Annotated in this window: 15 protein-coding genes; 5 read left to right on the top strand and 10 right to left on the bottom strand. The window is 71.6% G+C overall.

Annotated features, from left to right (window positions below; all coding sequences use genetic code 11):
- Nucleotides 1–137: 137 nt before the first annotated feature.
- Both G4X40_RS11500 and miaA read left to right on the top strand, forming a co-directional pair.
- Entirely contained in the window at nucleotides 138–890 is a 753-nt protein-coding gene (locus tag G4X40_RS11500; protein ID WP_277832618.1) for a class III extradiol ring-cleavage dioxygenase family protein, read from the top strand.
- Entirely contained in the window at nucleotides 887–1,819 is a 933-nt protein-coding gene (miaA, locus tag G4X40_RS11495; protein ID WP_277832616.1) for a tRNA (adenosine(37)-N6)-dimethylallyltransferase MiaA, read from the top strand. The genes G4X40_RS11500 and miaA overlap by 4 nt, the downstream gene beginning before the upstream one ends.
- Nucleotides 1,820–1,823: 4 nt before the next feature.
- Here miaA and G4X40_RS11490 read toward each other — a convergent pair whose 3' ends face one another.
- From G4X40_RS11490 to G4X40_RS11465, 6 genes are all read right to left on the bottom strand, one after another.
- Nucleotides 1,824–3,608, bottom strand: coding sequence for a VWA domain-containing protein (locus tag G4X40_RS11490; protein ID WP_277832614.1), 1,785 nt, complete (start codon nucleotides 3,606–3,608; stop codon nucleotides 1,824–1,826).
- Nucleotides 3,609–3,706: 98 nt separating this feature from the next.
- Nucleotides 3,707–4,567, bottom strand: coding sequence for a 3-methyladenine DNA glycosylase (locus tag G4X40_RS11485; protein WP_277832613.1), 861 nt, complete (start codon nucleotides 4,565–4,567; stop codon nucleotides 3,707–3,709).
- 10 nt (nucleotides 4,568–4,577) lie between these two features.
- The gene (locus G4X40_RS11480; protein ID WP_277832612.1) at nucleotides 4,578–5,678 is read right to left on the bottom strand and encodes a hemolysin family protein; all 1,101 of its coding nucleotides are present in this window, start codon (nucleotides 5,676–5,678) and stop codon (nucleotides 4,578–4,580) included.
- Nucleotides 5,671–7,044 (bottom strand): hemolysin family protein, encoded by a 1,374-nt coding sequence (locus G4X40_RS11475; RefSeq protein WP_277832611.1) that lies wholly within the window; start codon nucleotides 7,042–7,044, stop codon nucleotides 5,671–5,673. The genes G4X40_RS11480 and G4X40_RS11475 overlap by 8 nt, the downstream gene beginning before the upstream one ends.
- Before the next feature lie 312 nt (nucleotides 7,045–7,356).
- Nucleotides 7,357–8,793, bottom strand: coding sequence for a GMP reductase (gene guaB1 / locus G4X40_RS11470; protein ID WP_277832610.1), 1,437 nt, complete (start codon nucleotides 8,791–8,793; stop codon nucleotides 7,357–7,359).
- 27 nt (nucleotides 8,794–8,820) lie between these two features.
- Nucleotides 8,821–10,185 (bottom strand): DEAD/DEAH box helicase, encoded by a 1,365-nt coding sequence (locus G4X40_RS11465; protein WP_277832608.1) that lies wholly within the window; start codon nucleotides 10,183–10,185, stop codon nucleotides 8,821–8,823.
- Nucleotides 10,186–10,381: 196 nt separating this feature from the next.
- Here G4X40_RS11465 and G4X40_RS11460 point away from each other — a divergent pair, with 196 nt between their 5' ends.
- On the top strand, nucleotides 10,382–10,843 hold the full coding sequence (locus tag G4X40_RS11460) for a DUF4262 domain-containing protein (RefSeq protein ID WP_277832607.1): 462 nt from the start codon (nucleotides 10,382–10,384) through the stop codon (nucleotides 10,841–10,843).
- A 77-nt stretch (nucleotides 10,844–10,920) separates the two neighbouring features.
- Here G4X40_RS11460 and gndA read toward each other — a convergent pair whose 3' ends face one another.
- The 3 genes from gndA to G4X40_RS11445 form a co-directional block, all read right to left on the bottom strand.
- Complete coding sequence (gene gndA, locus G4X40_RS11455; protein WP_277832606.1) at nucleotides 10,921–12,381, bottom strand: NADP-dependent phosphogluconate dehydrogenase; 1,461 nt, start codon at nucleotides 12,379–12,381, stop codon at nucleotides 10,921–10,923.
- Between the two features lie 71 nt (nucleotides 12,382–12,452).
- Entirely contained in the window at nucleotides 12,453–13,418 is a 966-nt protein-coding gene (locus G4X40_RS11450; protein WP_277832603.1) for a M56 family metallopeptidase, read from the bottom strand.
- 33 nt (nucleotides 13,419–13,451) lie between these two features.
- Nucleotides 13,452–13,907, bottom strand: a complete 456-nt coding sequence (locus G4X40_RS11445) for a BlaI/MecI/CopY family transcriptional regulator (protein ID WP_408642181.1) — start codon at nucleotides 13,905–13,907, stop codon at nucleotides 13,452–13,454.
- A 465-nt stretch (nucleotides 13,908–14,372) separates the two neighbouring features.
- Between G4X40_RS11445 and G4X40_RS11440 the strand changes: the two genes are divergently transcribed.
- Nucleotides 14,373–14,783 carry a PaaI family thioesterase gene (locus G4X40_RS11440; RefSeq protein ID WP_408642198.1) on the top strand — a complete coding sequence of 137 codons (411 nt, stop codon included), beginning with the start codon at nucleotides 14,373–14,375 and terminating at the stop codon, nucleotides 14,781–14,783.
- Between the two features lie 67 nt (nucleotides 14,784–14,850).
- Here the strand turns inward: G4X40_RS11440 and G4X40_RS11435 are convergent, their stop codons facing one another.
- Nucleotides 14,851–16,221, bottom strand: a complete 1,371-nt coding sequence (locus tag G4X40_RS11435; protein WP_277832602.1) for an NAD(P)/FAD-dependent oxidoreductase — start codon at nucleotides 16,219–16,221, stop codon at nucleotides 14,851–14,853.
- 354 nt (nucleotides 16,222–16,575) lie between these two features.
- On the opposite strand from G4X40_RS11435, the gene G4X40_RS11430 reads away from it, so the two are divergent.
- Nucleotides 16,576–17,601, top strand: coding sequence for a beta-ketoacyl-ACP synthase III (locus G4X40_RS11430; protein ID WP_408642197.1), 1,026 nt, complete (start codon nucleotides 16,576–16,578; stop codon nucleotides 17,599–17,601).
- Nucleotides 17,602–17,738: the final 137 nt, after the last annotated feature.

Here is a 17,738-nt window from a genome sequence, read left to right as displayed (position 1 = left end):
AAGTCCTCCGCCGGATCACGGGCACACGTCCCATTGAACCCGGTCGAGTTGTTCTCGACCATTGAAACAGGTCAGCGACGGGTCAGCGGCCACTACGGCGTCTGACGCGCGGTGGGCGTCGACTACCGTTGCTGCTTGTGCTGACCGCTGCCGCCCTCGTTTCCGGGCCACCTCTGCTCGTACCCGAACTGGCAGGTGGCGCCGCCGGCGAGACGACCGACCTGCGTGAGGCCACGCTGGCGGCGGCACACACGCTGGTCGAGCTCGGCTGCGAGTGGACGGTGCTGGGCGCGGGAACCCCCACCGGCGTCCGTATCGGCACCTTCGCCGGCTTCGGCGCGGACGTGACGGTCTCGCTCGACGCCGAAGCCGGCGACGCCGAAGCCGGCGACGTCGAAGCCGACGACCGAGTAGCCGAGGGCCGGGTGGCCGACCCGATGATGCCGCTGCCGCTGCTGATCGGCGGATGGCTGCGCGGGCAGATCGCGCCGCGGTCGACGGTCCGCTCGCTGCTGGTCGACCCCGCAGCGGACCCCACCTCCTGCGCGGCAATCGGCACGCAGCTGCGCACCGAACTGGACGCCCGGCCCACGCCGCAGGGGTTGCTGGTGGTCGGGGACGGCGCGAACACGATCGGCGCGAAGGCCCCGGGCGGTCCGGACGCGCGGGCGACGGAGGTCGAGGAGGATCTGCGCCACGCCCTGGCGGACGGCGACGGCGCCGCGCTCGCCGCGCTCGATCCCCAGCTGTGCGACGAGTTGGGGGTCTCGGGCCGGCCGGCATGGCAGGTGTTGGCAGCCGTCTTCGGTGCGACCCCCCGCACCTGCACCGAGCTCTACACCGGAGCCCCGTTCGGGGTGGGCTATCTGGTGGGGACGTGGGTCCTGTGAGCGGGCGGGAGACGAGTATCCGGCCCGTCGCCGTGGTCGGGCCGACCGCCTCGGGCAAGTCGGAGTTGGGCCTGACGCTGGCGGCCGAGCTCGGCGGCGAGATCGTCAACGTCGACGCCATGCAGCTCTATCGCGGCATGGACGTCGGTACCGCCAAGCTGCCGGTGGCCGAGCGGCGCGGCATCGTGCACCACCAGCTCGACGTCCTCGAGGTGACCGCGACCGCGACGGTCGCGTCCTTTCAGGCGTCCGCGCGGGCCGACGTCGAGTCGATCATGGAACGCGGCCGGGTGCCCGTCCTCGTCGGCGGCTCCGGGCTCTATGTCCAGGCCCTGGTCGACGACCTGGCGTTCCCGGCCACCGACGCGGCGGTGCGGGCACGCCGCGAGGCGGAACTGGCAGAGCGGGGCACGCTCGCGATGCACGACGAGCTGCGCCGGGTCGACCCGGCGGCGGCGGAGGCCATCCTGCCCACCGACGGCCGGCGGATCGTCCGCGCGCTCGAGGTCGTCGAGCTCACCGGGTTGCCGTTCAGCGCGTCCGCACCGAAGGTGGGGGAACCGCGGTGGGGGACGATCCTGCTCGGCCTGGACCGCGACACCGAGGAACTCGACTCCCGCATCGTCGCGCGCACGGCGCAGATGTTCGACCACGGCCTGCAGGCCGAGGTGGAGGCGCTCGTCGGCGCGGGACTGCGCGACGGGGTGACGGCGCGCCGCGCCCTCGGCTATGCGCAGGTGCTCGCGGCCCTCGACGGCGAATACGACATGGCGACCGCGCAGGAGCTGACGACGATCGGCACCCGCAGGTTCGTCCGCCGGCAGCGGTCGTGGTTCGGCCGGGACAAGCGGATGACCTGGCTCGACGCCGCGGACACGGACCTGGCCGACCGCGCGCTGCAGGTGGTCACCGAGCGAACCGGTTCCTGAGTGGTCACTGCAGCAGTGCGGTGACCGCGTCGCCGAGCGCGGGCCCGGCGGAACCGGTCACCGTCCGCACGGTGCCGCCGGTCTGGGCGGCGACCGCCTGCAGGGTGGTCAGGTCGGGGTTGTCGCCGATGGTGATGACGTCCACCCGCACCGGCTTGGCCGGATCGGCCGCCTGCTCGAGGTTCGCCAGCAGCGTCGAACTCGACTTGTAGGCGGCGTCGTCGTTGGGGCCGTCGGTGATGAGCAGCACCGAGTTGGGCTTGCCCGGCGCGTAGTGGGCGACCGCGTCGTCGTAGGCGTCCTGCAGCGACGGGTAGGTGTGGGTCGAGGTCGCCGGGCTCAGTCCGTTCAGTGCCGTGTCCAGCGACTGTCTGCGGGTTTGGCTACCGATGCGGTCGGACAGCGGGCCGCCCGGGACCTTCTCCACCCACGGCTCCGGCCCGTCGAGTGCGGCGCTGAACACCCGCAGCCCGACGTCGGCGCTGTCGGGGAGTGCCCCGATGCGCCGGGCCAGGTCGTCGGTGGTGTTGCGCAGCCGGGTCTGGCCGCCCTCGTCGGTGCTCATCGACCCCGAGATGTCCAGCAGGATCGTCGTCGCCGCGCCGGGGGACGGATTGGCCAGGACCGTGCCGACCGCGGTGGCCGCCGCCGCGGTCGGTGCCGCCATCGTCTGCTCCGGCCGGGTGAACGCCACCGCGGCGCTGGTGGGCATCGTGGCGCCGCCGGCGTCGACCAGGAAGCCTGCCGCGGCGAGGGTCTGCTGCTGCTCAGGCCGCCGGATGTACTCGACGAACGCCGAGGCGGCGCGGGCCATCGTCTCGTCGACGTTCGGGCCGCCCACCTGGATCGCGGGGTAGTCCGCCATCGGCGCCGCGCCGGTGGGGACGAGTTCCGCGAGCGCGGCACCCGGGTTGTCCTCCGTGGCCCGGTAGAGCTGCTGAGCGGTCACCGGCACGGCGTGCAGCGGGGCCGTCGCCGCGTCGGTCTGGGTGTGCAGTGCGGTCAGCGCGACGGCGGTGGTCGGCGGCGTGGGGTGCGGGGCGGCGCTCGCCAGGGTGGCCACCGCCGCGGTGACGGGCGCGGAGTGGGCGGCGGCCTCGGTGAGCGGGCCGGGTCCGGGACCCGCGGTCGCGGTGGCGACGGCGGTGGCGGCCAGCGCGGTGGCGTCCGACCCGGGGCCGGTCGGCATCGCCAGGCGCAGCCCGCCCCAACCGGGTAGCCCGGAAGCGTCCAGGGCGTGCGGGTCGGACTGCAGCCGCGGGAGATCCCGCCAGGCGGGTGGGTGCGCGGCGAGTGTCTTCGCGACCGGCGGGGCGACCGCCAGCACGACCGGCGTGCTCGCGACCGAGTCCGGCGCGCCCGACACCAGCTGCGGGTTCACCGCCGCCAGGCGGTCGGTCCACAGGGTGCTCTGCGGCACCCACAGGGCCGGTGTCGCGGCCGGCTGACCGCCCGGCGGGGTGGGCGCGGTCAGGGCGGCGAAGGTGGCCGCCGAGTCCGCGGCCGTGACCGCGGCGGTGATGCAGTGGTCGCGGATGACCGGGCCGGTGGCGTTGTACGCGCGGGCGAGTGCGGACAACGCCGGTGCGATCGTCGCGTCGGCGGAGATCGGCAGTGTCTGCCGGCCGGACACACACGTCGCGGCCGCCTGCTGGCCCTGTTCGCCGGTGTGCGCGCGCAGCTGGAACCAGCCGACGACGCCGAGGACCACGATCACCACCGCAACCATGGCGATGATCGGCCCCCTGCTGATCTTGCGGACCGCGCTGCCGTCGCGATGCCGAGCCACCGGGCCTCCCAGCCGTTCACACGAGTACTTCGGTCGGCGCGCTCGATCGCGCCGACCATGACCGCGCCGAGTCTATGCGGGCGCCGTGTCGTCCCAGCTCAGGCGCGCGCGAGGGTGGCCAGCGCGCGGCACTGCCTGGTCAGCAGCTCCCGCAGCACCGCCGCGCGCTCGGCCAGTGCCGACTGTTCGCGGACGTAGGCGGCGCGGCCCTGCGGAGTCTCGATCGGCACCGGCTCGTAGCCGAGGTCCCGCAGGTCATAGGGGCTGGCGCGCATGTCGAGTTCGCGTGCGTCCCAGGCCAATTCGAAGCAGTCGACGGTCAGGTCGCTGTCGATCAGCGGGCTGAGCTTGTAACACAGCTTGTACAGGTCCATGTTGGCGTGCAGGCAGCCCGGCTGTTCGCGTGCGACCTGGTCGGCGCGGGTCAGCGGCTCGATGTTCAGCGGCACCGCCTCCGGGGTGAAGAAGCGGAACGCGTCGTAGTGGCTGCAACGGATCTCCGCGGACTCGACGACCCGGTCGGTGCCGTCCGCGCCGAGGCGCAGCGGCACGGGATGACGGGTCTCGTCGGACCGGTACACCATCGCCCACTCGTGCAGCCCGAAACAGGACAGCCGCGGCGGGCGCCCCGCGGTTGCCGCGGTCAGCGCGGCCGCGTACTCGACCGCGTCGCGCCGCCGTGCCAGGAACGCCGGGTCGACGGTGACGCCCGCCGTGGTGCGGTGATAGCCGCGCCGGTCCGCGTACTCGTCGCCGCCCTCGAGGGTGACGCCGAAGCCGGGATGCCAGCGCAGCAGCTGCGCCGGCCGGAAACTGTAGTAGGTGAACAGGAAGTCGACCACCGGGTGCTTGCGGCCGCCCCGGTCGCGGTGCGGGCCGATGAGGGTGTCGACCCGGTCGCGGTGACGGTCACGCAGGGACTGCCACTGCGACCGGGCCAGCACGGTGGTGCCGGTCATCGGCCCGGGCTCACCGGTCGATGCCCTGCGGCGGGGGATCGGCGCGGTGCGTGCTGTCACGCACCGTGCCGACGAACTCTTCGACCAGATCCTCGAGTGCGATGATCCCGACCAGCACCCGCCGGCCGACCTCGGGCGACCACCGGGTGACCGAACCGAGGTGGCTGCTCGAACGCCGCAGCGTCGCCAGCGCCTCGTCGAGCAGGGTGTCATCGGCGACGCGGGGCAGCGCTCGAACCTGCGAGAGCGGTATCCGGGTGTCGGGGCCGGCGTCGGCGTCGCTCACCTCGGTCAGAACGTCCTTCAGGTGCACGTACCCGACCAGCTGACCACCGCGGGCGCGCACCGGATAGCGCGAGTACCCGGTCTCGACCACGGCACGCTCGACCGAACCCAAGGTCGGTCCGCCGACCGACAGTGGTACGGTCCGCACCTGCGCCAGCGGGATCATCACCTCGGCGACCGTGCGGCCGGTGGTGGTCAGCGCGCGGGTCAGCCGCTGGTGCTCCTCGGCGTCGAGCAGACCCTCGGATCGCGATTCGCCGATCATCTCCGAGAGTTCGAGCACCGACACCGTGGTGTCGAGCTCGTCGGTCGGACGCACCCCCATGGCCCGCAGCACCGCGTTCGCGCACCAGTTGTAGAACGCGATCACCGGCCGGGCGAGCCGGATGAACGCGAGGTGCGCGGGCACCAGCAGCATCGCGGCCCGCTCGGGACCGGCGATGGCCAGGTTCTTCGGCACCATCTCGCCGAGCAGGATGTGCAGGAACGCCACCAGCGCCAACGCGATCGCGAAGGCGATCGGGTGCAGCAGCGCCTCGGGCGCCCCGATGAGGTCGAGTGGCTTCTCGATCAGATGCGCGATCGCGGGCTCGCCGACCTTGCCCAGCACGATCGAACAGATGGTGATGCCCAGCTGGGCGCCGGCGAGCATCAGCGACAGGTGTTCGCCCGCATGGATCACCGTCATCGCGCGCTTCTTGCCCTGCTCGTGCAGCGCCTCGAGCCGGTCGCGGCGCGCGGAGATCAGCGCGAACTCGGCGGCGACGAAGAACGCGTTGCCGGCGAGCAGCGCGATTGTGAGCAGGATTCCCCACAGATCAGGCATCGGAATCGCCTCCCTTGCCGCCCAGGGACTCGGGATCGGCGGTCAACTCGGTGGTCAACGCGACCCGGTCGATGCGGCGACCGTCCATCCGGACGATGCGGGCGTGCCACTGTTCGTGCGGTTCGCCCTCCGGACCGAACGGCAGCGTCACCTCGTCGCCCTCGACCGGGATTCGGCCGAGGTCGGCGAGCAGCAGACCGCCGAGGGTGTCGTACTCGCCTTCCGGAATCGGTTGTCCCAGTGCGTCGCTCAGTTCGTCGATGCGCAGCAGGCCGGAGCACAGCCAGCCGTCCGCGGTGCGCTGCACATTGGCGGGCTCGCTGTCGTGCTCGTCCTTGACGTCGCCGAGGATCTCCTCGATGAGGTCCTCCATGGTGACCACGCCGGCGGTGCCGCCGTACTCGTCGACCACCAGCGCGACCTGCATGCCGTCGGCGCGGATCTGCTCCATCAGCGAATCCCCGTCGAGGCTGGCGGGCACGACCGGCACCGCGCTGACCAGCGCGTCCAGCGCGGTGGTGGGCCGGTCAGGTCCGGGCACGGCGAACGCCTGCTTGACGTGCACGACGCCGAGGGTGTCGTCGAGGTCGCCGCGGACGACGGGGAACCGGGAGAACCCGGTCCGTTCGGAGGCGGCGAGCAGGTCGGCGACGGTGTCGGTGGCGGCCAGCACCTCGACCTTGACCCGCGGGGTCATCAATTCCTCCGCGGTGCGTTCCCCGAACTGCAGGGACCGGTCGACCAGCCGCGCGGTGCCGGCGTCCAGCGAACCGCGCAGCGCCGAGTTCCGCACCAGCGAGCCCAGTTCCTGCGGGGATCGGGCCGAGTGCAGTTCGTCGGCCGGCTCGACGCCGAACCGGCGCACGATCCAGTTCGCGCTGGAGTTGAGCCCGGTGATCGCCCACTTGAAAACGCGGGAGAACCCGGCCTGCAACCCGGCGGTCGCGCGTGCCGTCTTGAGCGGATGGGCGATGGCCAGGTTCTTGGGCACCAGTTCGCCCAGGATCATCGACAGCGAGGTCGCGAGCAGCAGTGCCAGCACCAGCGAGACCCAGGATGCCGCGGACTCGGGCAGGCCGACCGCGCGCAGTGCGGGACCGAAGATCCGGACCAGCACCGGCTCCGCGAGATAACCGGTGATCAGTGTCGTGATGGTGATGCCGAGCTGTGCGCCGGAAAGCTGGAACGACAGCGTGCGGTGCGCATGCTGGACCTGCCGCGAGCGGCGGTCACCGTCGCGCGCGTGGGCGTCGACGGTGCTTTTCTCGAGGGCGGTCAGGGCGAATTCGGCGGAGACGAACAGTGCCGTGCCGAGGGTCAGGGCCAGGAAGCCGATCAGGCTGGCGATCGTGATGACGATGTTCATCGCTCACCTGCGGTGGCCGTGCGGGGCGAGCCGGGTTTGTCCCCCGGCTCGGTAGGGCAGCCCTCCGTAGAGCAGCTGTCGGCGGATCCGTCCGCCGTGGAGCCTGGGGTGCCGGTGCCTCCGGCGGGCGTGGGTCCGGCGGAGTCGTTGCTGACGACGTTGGTGGCGGGTGCCGTGGGCACCGGGGTCCTTCCTGTCGGGTGGGGCGACCGTGGTGCGGCAGGACAGCTGCCTGCGGCCGCCGCGGTCGCCGGGGCTGAGCGAGATTCTACCGATCACCCGCGGTGGTGCGCCCGAACGCGGGTGTGATCGTCACCAACCCGCCGGCAGCGGGCGGCCCTCGGCGAAGCCCGCGGCCGACTGGACGCCCACCACCGCGTTGCGGTGCAACTGTTCGAGCGTGTGCGCACCGGCATAGGTGCAGGTGCTGCGCACCCCGGAACAGATGTGGTCGATCAGGTCCTCGACACCGGGACGCTCGGGGTCCAGGCGCATGCGCGAACTGGAGATGCCCTCCTCGAACAGCGACTTGCGGGCCCGGTCGAACGCGCTGTCGCCCGCGGTGCGGGCCGCGACCGCCCGTTTCGAGGCCATCCCGAAGCTCTCCTTGTACTCGATGCCCGACGGGTCGCGGCGCAGATCGCCGGGGGACTCGTGGGTGCCGGCGAACCACGAGCCGATCATCACGTTCGAGGCGCCGGCGGCGAGTGCCAGCGCGACGTCGCGGGGGTGCCGGATGCCGCCGTCCGCCCAGACGTGCCGCCCCATCTCGCGGGCGGTGGCCGCGCATTCGTGGACGGCGGAGAACTGCGGGCGGCCCACGCCGGTCATCATCCGGGTGGTGCACATGGCGCCGGGCCCGACCCCGACCTTGACGATGTCGGCGCCCGCCTCGATCAGGTCGCGGGTGCCGTCGGCGGTGACCACGTTGCCCGCGACCACGGGGACCCCGAGGCCGCAGTCGGCGACCGCTCGGATGGCGTCGAGCATCTTCTCCTGGTGCCCGTGGGCGGTGTCGATGACCAGCAGGTCGGCTCCGGCCGAGACCAGCGCGCGGGAGTTCGCGGCCACGTCACCGTTGATGCCGACGGCGGCGGCGACCCGCAGCCGCCCCCGGTCGTCGGTGGCGGGGTGGTAGATGCCCGCGCGGATCGCCGCGGTGTGGGTGAGCACGCCGGCCAGGGTGCCGTCGTCGTGCACGAGTACCGCGAGCCCGGCACGATTGGCCTCGAGCAACTCGAAGATCTCCCGCGGACCTGCGGTGACCTTCGCGGTGGGGAAGTCGGTGGCGGCGACGTCGATGACCCGGGTGAACCGGTCCACGTCCACGCAGGCCTCGGCGGTGACCAGTCCGATCGGCGCGCCGTCTTCGACCAGCACCGCGGCGCCGTGGGAGCGCTTCGGGATGAGCGCGACCGCGTCGGACACCGATGCGCCCGGGTCGAGCATCACCGGGGTGTCGGCGACGAGGTGCCGGCTCTTGACGAACTCGACGGTCCGCGAGAAGGCGGACAGCGGCAGGTCCTGCGGCAGCACCACCAGCCCGCCGCGCCGCGCGACGGTCTCGGCCATCCGGCGCCCCGCGACCGCGGTCATGTTGGCGACGACGATCGGGATCGTGGTACCGCTGCCGTCGACCGTGGCCAGGTCCACGTCGAACCGGGAGGCGACGTCGGTGCGGTGCGGGACCAGGAAGACATCGTCATAGGTGAGGTCGTAGGGCGGGTTCTCTCCGGTGAGGAAGCGCACGCTGACCAACCCTACGCGGGAACGGTGTCATTTTCGGCGTGAGCGCCGACCCGGAGCGGGCCCCCGGCCGCGGTGCGTCGGCCGGCGGTCGCGGCCCGGGTTCCGCGCGGTGCGCTGCGGCTCGGCGGCCGGTTCGGGTGTGGGCGGGGTCGCGGGGATCGGCCGCCCGGACGGCTCGCGCGCCCCGGTGATCTCGCGCAACTCCGCGCTGTCGGGGCGGACCCGGAGGGGCTCGGCGTCGATCTGCGCCTGCCGCAGCACGGCCCGCGCGCCGGGGAGTTCGGTCTCGGTGACCACGGTGATCACGACCCCGGAGGCGTCCGCCCGCGCGGTGCGGCCGGCGCGGTGCAGGTAGTCCTTGGCAGTGCCGGCGGGGTCGGCGTGGAGCACGACCCCGATGTCGTCGACGTGGATGCCCCGCGCGGCGACGTCGGTGCTGACGAGCACCGGCGTGGTGCCGTCACGGAACAGGTTGAGCGCGCGCACGCGTTTCGGCTGGGTCAGATCGCCGTGCAGCCCGTCGGCGACCACACCCGCCGCACGCAACCGCGCGGCGAGAGCGTCGACGGCCGACTTGGTGCGCACGAACACGATCGTGCGGCCGCGGCGTGCGGCGATCCGGTCGACGACCGCGTCCTTGTCCCGCTCGGCGACGACGAACAGGTGGTGGCGCATCCGCGGCGCCGGCGTCGGCTCGGCCACCGCAGTGTGGGTGACCGGGTCGCGCAGATAGTCGTCGATCAGCGCGGCGACGTCCTCGTCGAGGGTCGCGGAGAAGAGCAGCCGCTGGCCGCTCGGCGGCGTGCGGTCGAGCAGCGCGCGCACCTGCGGGACGAAGCCGAGCTCGGCGAGGTGGTCGGCCTCGTCGAGAGTGGTCGTGACCACGTGGTCGAGCGCGACGGTGCCGCGGGCCACGTGGTCGGCGAGGCGCCCGGGTGTGGCGACGACCAGGTCGATCCCGCGGCCGAGTACCTGGGCCTGGCGCGCAAGCGGCACGCCGCCCACGACCGCGGCGACCCGCAGCCCCAGCGCGAGGGCGGGGTCGTCGAGCGCGTCGACGACCTGTAACGCCAGCTCACGGGTCGGCACCAGCACGAGCGCACGCGGATGCGCCGGCTTGCTGGCGCCGCCGCGCAGCCGCAGCAGCATGGGCAGGCCGAACGCGAGGGTCTTGCCCGACCCGGTCGGCGCGCGGCCGAGCACATCGCGGCCGGCGAGGGCGTCGGGGATCGCGGCTGCCTGGATCGGGCGCGCGGTGGTGAGCGCGGAACGTTTGAGGGCGTGCACGAGCGCCGGCGGGCAGCCCAGGTCGGCGAATGTCGCCGGCGGCGCGGGCACCCGATCCGGGGTCGGCCCGTCGGTCTGATCCGGTGTCCGGTGCTCGCTGTCCACCCGGGGCACGCTACCGGACCGCATCGCGTGCACTTGTCGGTCCGGTGGTGCACACTAGTCGCACACAGGTTCGATCAAACGTGAGTTCGATGCAGGGCTGATCGACGGCATGGCGTGGCTGATCGACGAGACGGCGTGATGGGACCACATGACCGATGGAGGTACTCCGATGTGCGAGATGTGCGGCGGGATGTCCATGAGGAAATACCGGACCGAGGTCGAGCGGAAGGTGGCGCGGTACGGGCGGGCGATCCAGTACGTCGAATCGGCGGTGGACGAGCGCGGGATCTCCCCGGCGTTCGCCTACACCGTGGGCCTGACGGCGATCGACCAGCCGGAACTGATCATGACCGGGCGCGATGCGGAGTTGTCGGCGCTGGTGCTCAACCAACTGTCCGGGCAGGTGCTCGACGGTGCGGTGCTGCAGGCCGGCGACCGGTGGAGCGTCGGCAGGCTGGACGTGTACCTGGTCGACGTGCACGGCTGCTGCGTCGACTGGCTGGCGATGGCGCAGCGGATCTACGGGCGCGGCCGGGTGCGCGCCATGCAGACCGTGTGGGCCGACGGACAGGGGCAGCTGCCCTGGGAGGGCAGCGAATGCTCGATGATCGTGCAACCGGTGCTGGGTCCACCGCCGGGGGCGGCGCTCACCGGGTGAGACGGCGGCCCGGTGACGCCGGCGGCCGCGCATCCGGTGAGATGCGCGGCCGGCCGGGACAGGCGTGCTGTGGTCGGTCAGGCGGACACTTCGCTGTGGTCGCCGCTCCACAGCGTGTGGAACTTTCCGTCGGCGTCGATCCGCTCGTAGGTGTGGGCGCCGAAGAAGTCGCGCTGGCCCTGCGTGAGCGCGGCGGGCAGGCGCTCGGCGCGCAGGCCGTCGTAGTACGACAGCGACGAGGCGAAGGCCGGCACCGGGATGCCGAGCTGGGTGGCGGTGACGACGACGCGGCGCCACGAGTCGATCGCGTTCTCGATGGCCTCACGGAAGTACGGCTCCACGATCAGCGACGTCAACGCCGGGTTCGTGTCGTACGCCTCCTTGATGCGGTTGAGGAAACGGGCGCGGATGATGCAGCCGCCACGCCAGATCGTCGCCATGTCGCCGGGGGTGAGATCCCAGCCGTACTCGTCGCTGCCGGCGCGGATCTGATCGAAGCCCTGCGCGTACGCGACGATCTTGGAGGCGTACAGCGCTTGGCGGATGTCCTCGGTGAACTGCTCGGCGTCGGTGGGCTTGGCGCCGAGGGCGCCCGAGGCCAGTCCCTGCGCGGCCTTGCGCTGGTCGCGGGAGCCGGACAGCGCGCGGGCGAACACCGCCTCGGCGATGCCGGTCACGGGGACGCCGAGGTCGAGCGCGGACTTGACGGTCCAGCGGCCGGTGCCCTTCTGCTCGGCGGCGTCGACGATGACGTCGACGAGCGGCTTACCGGTCTTCGCGTCCTTCTGCTGCAGCACCTCGGCGGTGATCTCGACGAGGTAGCTCTCGAGTTCGCCGGAGTTCCACTCGGTGAACACGTCGGCGATCCGGTCGGCGTCGTAACCGAGCGCATCCCGGAACAGGTTGTACGCCTCGCCGATCAGCTGCATGTCGGCGTACTCGATGCCGTTGTGCACCATCTTCACGAAGTGGCCGGAGCCGTCGGGACCGATGTGGGTGCAGCACGGCACGCCGTCGACCTGCGCAGCGATCGACTCGAGCAGCGGACCGAGCGCCTCGTAGGACTCCTTCGGACCGCCGGGCATGATCGACGGGCCGTTGAGCGCGCCCTCCTCGCCGCCGGAGATGCCGGCCCCGACGAAGTGCAGGCCGCGCTCGCGCAGCGCCGCCTCGCGGCGGATCGTGTCGGTGTACAGCGCATTGCCGCCGTCGATGATGATGTCGCCGGTCTCCATGGCGCCGGCGAGTTCCTCGATGACCGCGTCCGTCGCCTCGCCGGCCTTGACCATGATCAGCACCCGCCGCGGCTTCTGCAGCGCGGCAACGAACTCCTCGACGGTCTCGGTGCGGACGAAGTCGCCTTCGTCGCCGTGCTCCGCGATCAACGCATCGGTCTTGGCGATGCTGCGGTTGTGCAGCGCCACGGTGTGGCCGTGCCGGGCCAGGTTGCGGGCGATGTTCGAGCCCATGACCGCGAGACCGGTGACGCCGATCTGGGCGCGGGCCGTCGACGATGAATCGGAGGTAGCAGAAGTCATGGGTAACAGCTTCCCCTGTGTCGAAACAAAACTGAACTCGGGTCCCACTGGGTCGCCGGGCCGCCGCCGGCTCAGTAGCGCAGCAGGCGCTGCAGTTCCACCAGCCACGGCACCGCGACGGCGATCGTCGGCACGACGAGGATCGCGGCGGAGGCGATGTAGGCGGCCGCGGCGGTGCGGGCGTCGTTGCCGCCCGCGCCGAGGCGCTGTACGCGCAACAGGGTGGTCGGCCCGCCCGCGGCGAGCGCACCGGCGGGTGCCGTCGAGTTGGCGCACGTCACCAGTGCGCGCGCCAGCGGGGGAGCGCCGGTGACCCGGCGTGCGGAGTCGTCGGCGAGCAACTCGACCAGCAGCCGCACCGAGCCGAGCGCGGTCCGGCTGCGCACGATCCTCGGGAAGGCCTGGTGGACGGCGCCGAACGCCTCCAGGACAAGGTCGTGCCGGGCGCGCAGGTGTGCGCGTTCGTGGGAGAGGATCGCGGTGATCTCTTCGTCGCCGAGGCTGGCGAAGGTGCCCTCGCTGAGCACGATCCGGCGGCGGAGCCCGGGCAAGCAGTAGGCGACCGGTTCTGCGGCGTCGAGGACGCGCAGCTCCGTCGCCCGCACGTCGGCCCTACCGGGCGGGATGTGCTCGTTGGTGGACCGGTCGAGCAGGTCGACGAGCATGCGATGACGTGCCCGGCGTCGGCGGGTGTGCACACCGACCAGCACGATCGAGTAGATGAGCTTGGCGCCGACCAGCAGGGTCAGTGCGAAGACGGCCACCGCCGCGAGCCACAGCGGCAGGCCGAGCGCGGCGATCTCCTCGGTGGGGGCGGTCGTGGGCCGGCCGTCCGGGCCGAGGATGAGCAGTCGGCTTGCGATGGCCAGTCCCGAGCTGAAGGCGGACAGCACGGCCGCGATCGCGATCGCCTGCCAGAGCACCAGTGCGGCGCGCGGGGCCCGGTACGGCCACTGGGCACGACTCAGGGCCGTGGGTACCGGCCCGGCCAGGACCAGTGCGAGGACGGCGAAGACCAACGCGGACACGGAGTTCATGGTGCATCAGTGCCCACGCGAGGGCAATACGAGCTACTCGTGGTCACGTCTGGAGCCGGCCCGGCCGAGCGTGGCCCGGCTCAGCGGCGAGCGGCGCCGCTGAGCAACGTCGGCGGGACGCTCCTTGGTCTCGAGGTCGGCCAGCGCCTGACGGAGCGCATCCGCCTCGTCGGGGGTGACCCGCTCGACGAAGTGCACGAGTGCGGCGGCGCGGGAATCGGATTCGCTGGCCTGGTCGAGTGCGTCGACCATCAGCCCGGCGACGAGTTCGTCGCGGCTGTGCACGGGGGAGTAGCGATGGGCGCGGTCGCCGCGTTGCTGGCTGACGAGGTTCTTCTTGGCCAGACGCTGGAGCACCGTCATCACCGTGGTGTAAGCGAGTTCACGGCGTTCGCAGAGTGCGGCGTGGACCTGTCGGACGGTCTGCGGTTCCGGCTGGGACCACAGGTGGTCCATCACCGCCTTTTCGAGTTCCCCAAGTCCAGCCATGTTTCCAATCCTAGTGGTCGCTCCGACGCAGTGACGTACTACCTGTCGTAGTGAACTGATGGGTGTCCGATTTTGTTCCCCGACGTCAGACCTTGCCAGATTAGGCAAGCCTTGCCTATAGTCGGGTTCGGTTGCGGTGCGTGCCACGACACCGCCGAGGCGGCGACACGTCAGCGCCCGCCACGGACCGACCACCACGGAGTCGACGCTGAGGGCTGCAGCGCCGCGACTCCACGCCCGGGGCGGGTCCCGCGCCGACACGGCGCCGGACCCGCCCCGTCATCTCCCGCCCGCCCGAGGCTGCACCACGCCGGAACGCGTCGGCCGCGCACCATCGTGGTCGTGTAGACCTGACGCGGGCGCGTGCGACGCGCGCGACGGACCTGAAGGAGAACCCCTGTGAGCAACGAACCCGGTGTCTCGCCGGAGACGACCCTGCCTGATCTGGCCGGCGCGGATGCGGACCTGGACGAGATCAACGCCTTCCTGCGCCGCGGGTTCGGCAGCACGCTCGGCCTCGAGTACACCGAGATCACCGGGGACCGGGTGCACGCGCAGTGGACGGCCGGACCGAACCAGCACCAGCCCAGTGGCATCGTCCACGGCGGCGTCTACTGCTCGGTGATCGAGGCGATGGCGAGCATCGGCGGCGCGGCGTGGCTGGGTGATCGCGGCCATGTCGTCGGCGTCAACAACAACACCGACTTCCTGCGCGCCACCCGCGAGGGTGTGCTCGAGGCCGAGGCGCGCCCGGTCCACCGCGGCCGCACCCAGCAGGTGTGGCAGGTCGACATCAGCGACGACCGCGGCCGGCTGATCGCGCAGGGCAAGGTGCGACTGGCGAACATCGCGGACACCGCGAACATCGGCAAATGAGCACGTGCGGCAAATGAGCACGTGCGGCAAATGAGCGTGACCGGCGCGGCCGACCGCCGGTGACCGGTCAGCCCGCCGCCTCGTCCGCCGACCGGCCGTCGGCCAGGCCTTCCTCGAGTTCGGCGATCGCGGTGCGGGCGAACACCTGCTGCTCGGTGATCGTCATCTGCGTGCGGGCGCGGCCGACGAACGACACGGTCCACGACACGAACGTCGTCAGGCGACTCTTGAACCCGACGATGTAGACCAGGTGCAGGGCCAGCCACATCAGCCAGGCGATGAACCCGCTGAACTCGAGTTTGCCGACCTTCGCGACCGCGCTGTACCGCGAGATCGTCGCCATCGACCCCTTGTCGAAGTAGTCGAACGGCTTGCGGTCGGACGGGTGAGCGCCCTTGAGCTCGGCCTTGATCTGCGCGGCCGCGTACCGGCTGCCCTGGATCGCGCCCTGCGCCTGGCCGGGCACCCCCTCGACGGCCATCATGTCGCCGACGACGAACACGTTGGGGTGCCCGGGAATCGTCAGGTCCTCCTTGACCTTCACCCGGCCCGCCCGGTCGAGTTCGACGCCGGACTGCTCGGCCAGCTGCCGGCCCAGGGGGCTGGCCGACACCCCGGCCGACCACACCTTGCACGCCGACTCGATGCGCCGTTCCTGCCCGTCGCGGTCCTTGACGACCAGGCCGTGCTGGTCGACGTCGACGACCATCGCGCCAAGCTGGATGTCGACGCCCATCTTGGTGAGCCGCTTCGCCGCGCGCGACCCCAGTTTCTCGCCCATCGGCGGCAGCACGGCGGGGGCGGCGTCGAGCAGGATCACGCGCGCGGTGGTGGTGTCGATGTTGCGGAACGTGCCGGCGAGGGTGCGGTCGGCCATCTCGGTGATCTGCCCGGCCATCTCGACCCCGGTCGGTCCCGCGCCGATCACCACGAACGTCATCAGGCGTTCGATCTCGCCCGGGTCGGCGGACAGCTCCGCGCGCTCGAAGGCGCCGACGATGCGGCCGCGCAACTCGAGCGCGTCGTCGATGGTCTTCATGCCGGGGGCGAACTCGGCGAACCGGTCGTTGCCGAAGTACGACTGGTCCGCGCCGGCCGCGATGATCAGGCTGTCGTACGGGGTGACCGTGATGTGGCCGAGCATGCGCGAGGTGACGGTGCGGGCCTCGAGGTCGATCCGGTACACGTTGCCGAGCAGGACCCGCACGTTCTTCTGGTCGCGCAGGATGACACGGGTCGACGGCGCGATCTCGCCCTCGGACAGGATCCCGGTGGCGACCTGGTAGAGCAGCGGCTGGAACAGGTGATGTGTGGTCTTGGCGATAAGGGTGATGTCGACATCGGCCCGCCGCAGCGCCTTGGCGCCGAACAGGCCGCCGAAGCCGGAGCCGATGACGACGACTCGGTGACGGGGGTGCTGTGCTGACTCGTTGCCCATCGCATGCTCCTCGCGGTCTGGTGACGCGCCTGCGGGTGTGGTCGACGATCCGGCCGTGGGTCGAGCCTAGTGAGGTTCGGGCGTGCGGTCCTGTGGTCTGCGAGGTTTCGCCGTGTCGTGTCCGGCAGGGTGGTCCGGCGTGTCGTGTGCGGTCCGGGTTGTGGAACCGCGGCGACTGTGACGTAGCGTTCGATGAACTGGGCAGGCTCCAAAGCAGACCGGAAAGTCTGGACGGCCGTCCGGGCGATGGGTACGTTCGGTGGGCCCGACGAGGCGTCGGGCCGTTTTTCGGCAAGAAGGGTGTGGGTCGACGTGGTCGAATTCGCTGTCAACCGGGGACGCGAGAACGTGGCGATGCTGAGCATCGGCGCGTACCGTCCGCGGCACCTGGTCAGCAATGACGAGGTGTGCGAGGTCCTCGACTCCACCGACGAGTGGATCTACGAGCGCACCGGTATCCGCAACCGCCGCTGGATCAGCGGCGACGAGACCCTGCGGTCGATGGCGGTCGCCGCGGGTGCGCGGGCACTGGACAACGGCGAGATCGACCGGTCGAAGATCGGTGTGCTGATCTTGGCGACGTCGAGTTGGCTCAAGCTGACCCCGCACGGCGCGCCGTCGGTCGCCTACGACCTGGGCATGAACGGGATCCCCGCCTTCGACCTGACCTCGGGCTGCGGCGGCTTCGGCTACGCGCTCGGCGTCGCCGCGGACATGATCCGCGCCGGCTCGGTGGAGTACGCGCTGGTCATCGGCGCCGAGACGATGACGGTCGGCCTCGACCCGACGGACCGCGGCACCGCGATGATCTTCGGTGACGGAGCGGGTGCGGTCGTCGTGGGACCCAGCGAGGAGAACGGCATCTCCCCGACGGTGTGGGGCAGCGACGGCGAGAACGCCGAGGCGATCACCCAGGACGTCGACTTCCTGCAGTACATGAACCGCGCGCAGGCCCTGCAGGGCACCGACCCGGAGGTCGAACCGGTGGGCCGGATGTCGCTGCACATGGAGGGCCCGAAGGTGTTCCGCTGGGCGGCCGTCACGCTGCCGCGCGCGCTCGCGACCGCGATCGAGTCGTCGGGGGTGGCGAAGGAGGACATCGAGGTGTTCATCCCGCACCAGGCGAACCAGCGGATCAACGACCTGATGAAGAAGAACCTCGGCCTCGCCGAGGACGTTCCGGTCGCCAACGACATCGAGAACACCGGCAACACCTCCGCCGCGTCGATCCCGCTGGCGATGGAGGAGATGCTGGTGACAGGCAAGGCCAAGGGCGGCCAGACGGCACTGCTGCTCGGCTTCGGCGCCGGGCTGAGTTACGCGGGCCAGGTCGTCACCCTGCCGCCGGCCCCGAAGGAGTCGAGCTTCCCCGAGGGGTGAGTCGCCGCCCATTGTGGGCCCGCTGAGCGCGCTGCCGCACGCTCAGTGGGCCCACAGCCCTTTCCTGGCAGAACCGGAAGCGCCGCGGCTCCTGGTCTTTGATCGGAGGCACCGGTGGGGTGTGGCCCGGCGGCGCC

This window comes from Speluncibacter jeojiensis, from assembly GCF_029589495.1.
Lineage (GTDB): Bacteria > Actinomycetota > Actinomycetes > Mycobacteriales > Mycobacteriaceae > Speluncibacter > Speluncibacter jeojiensis.
The sequence above is the reverse complement of the archived record's forward strand: the minus strand, read 5'-3'. Positions and strand labels throughout refer to the sequence as shown.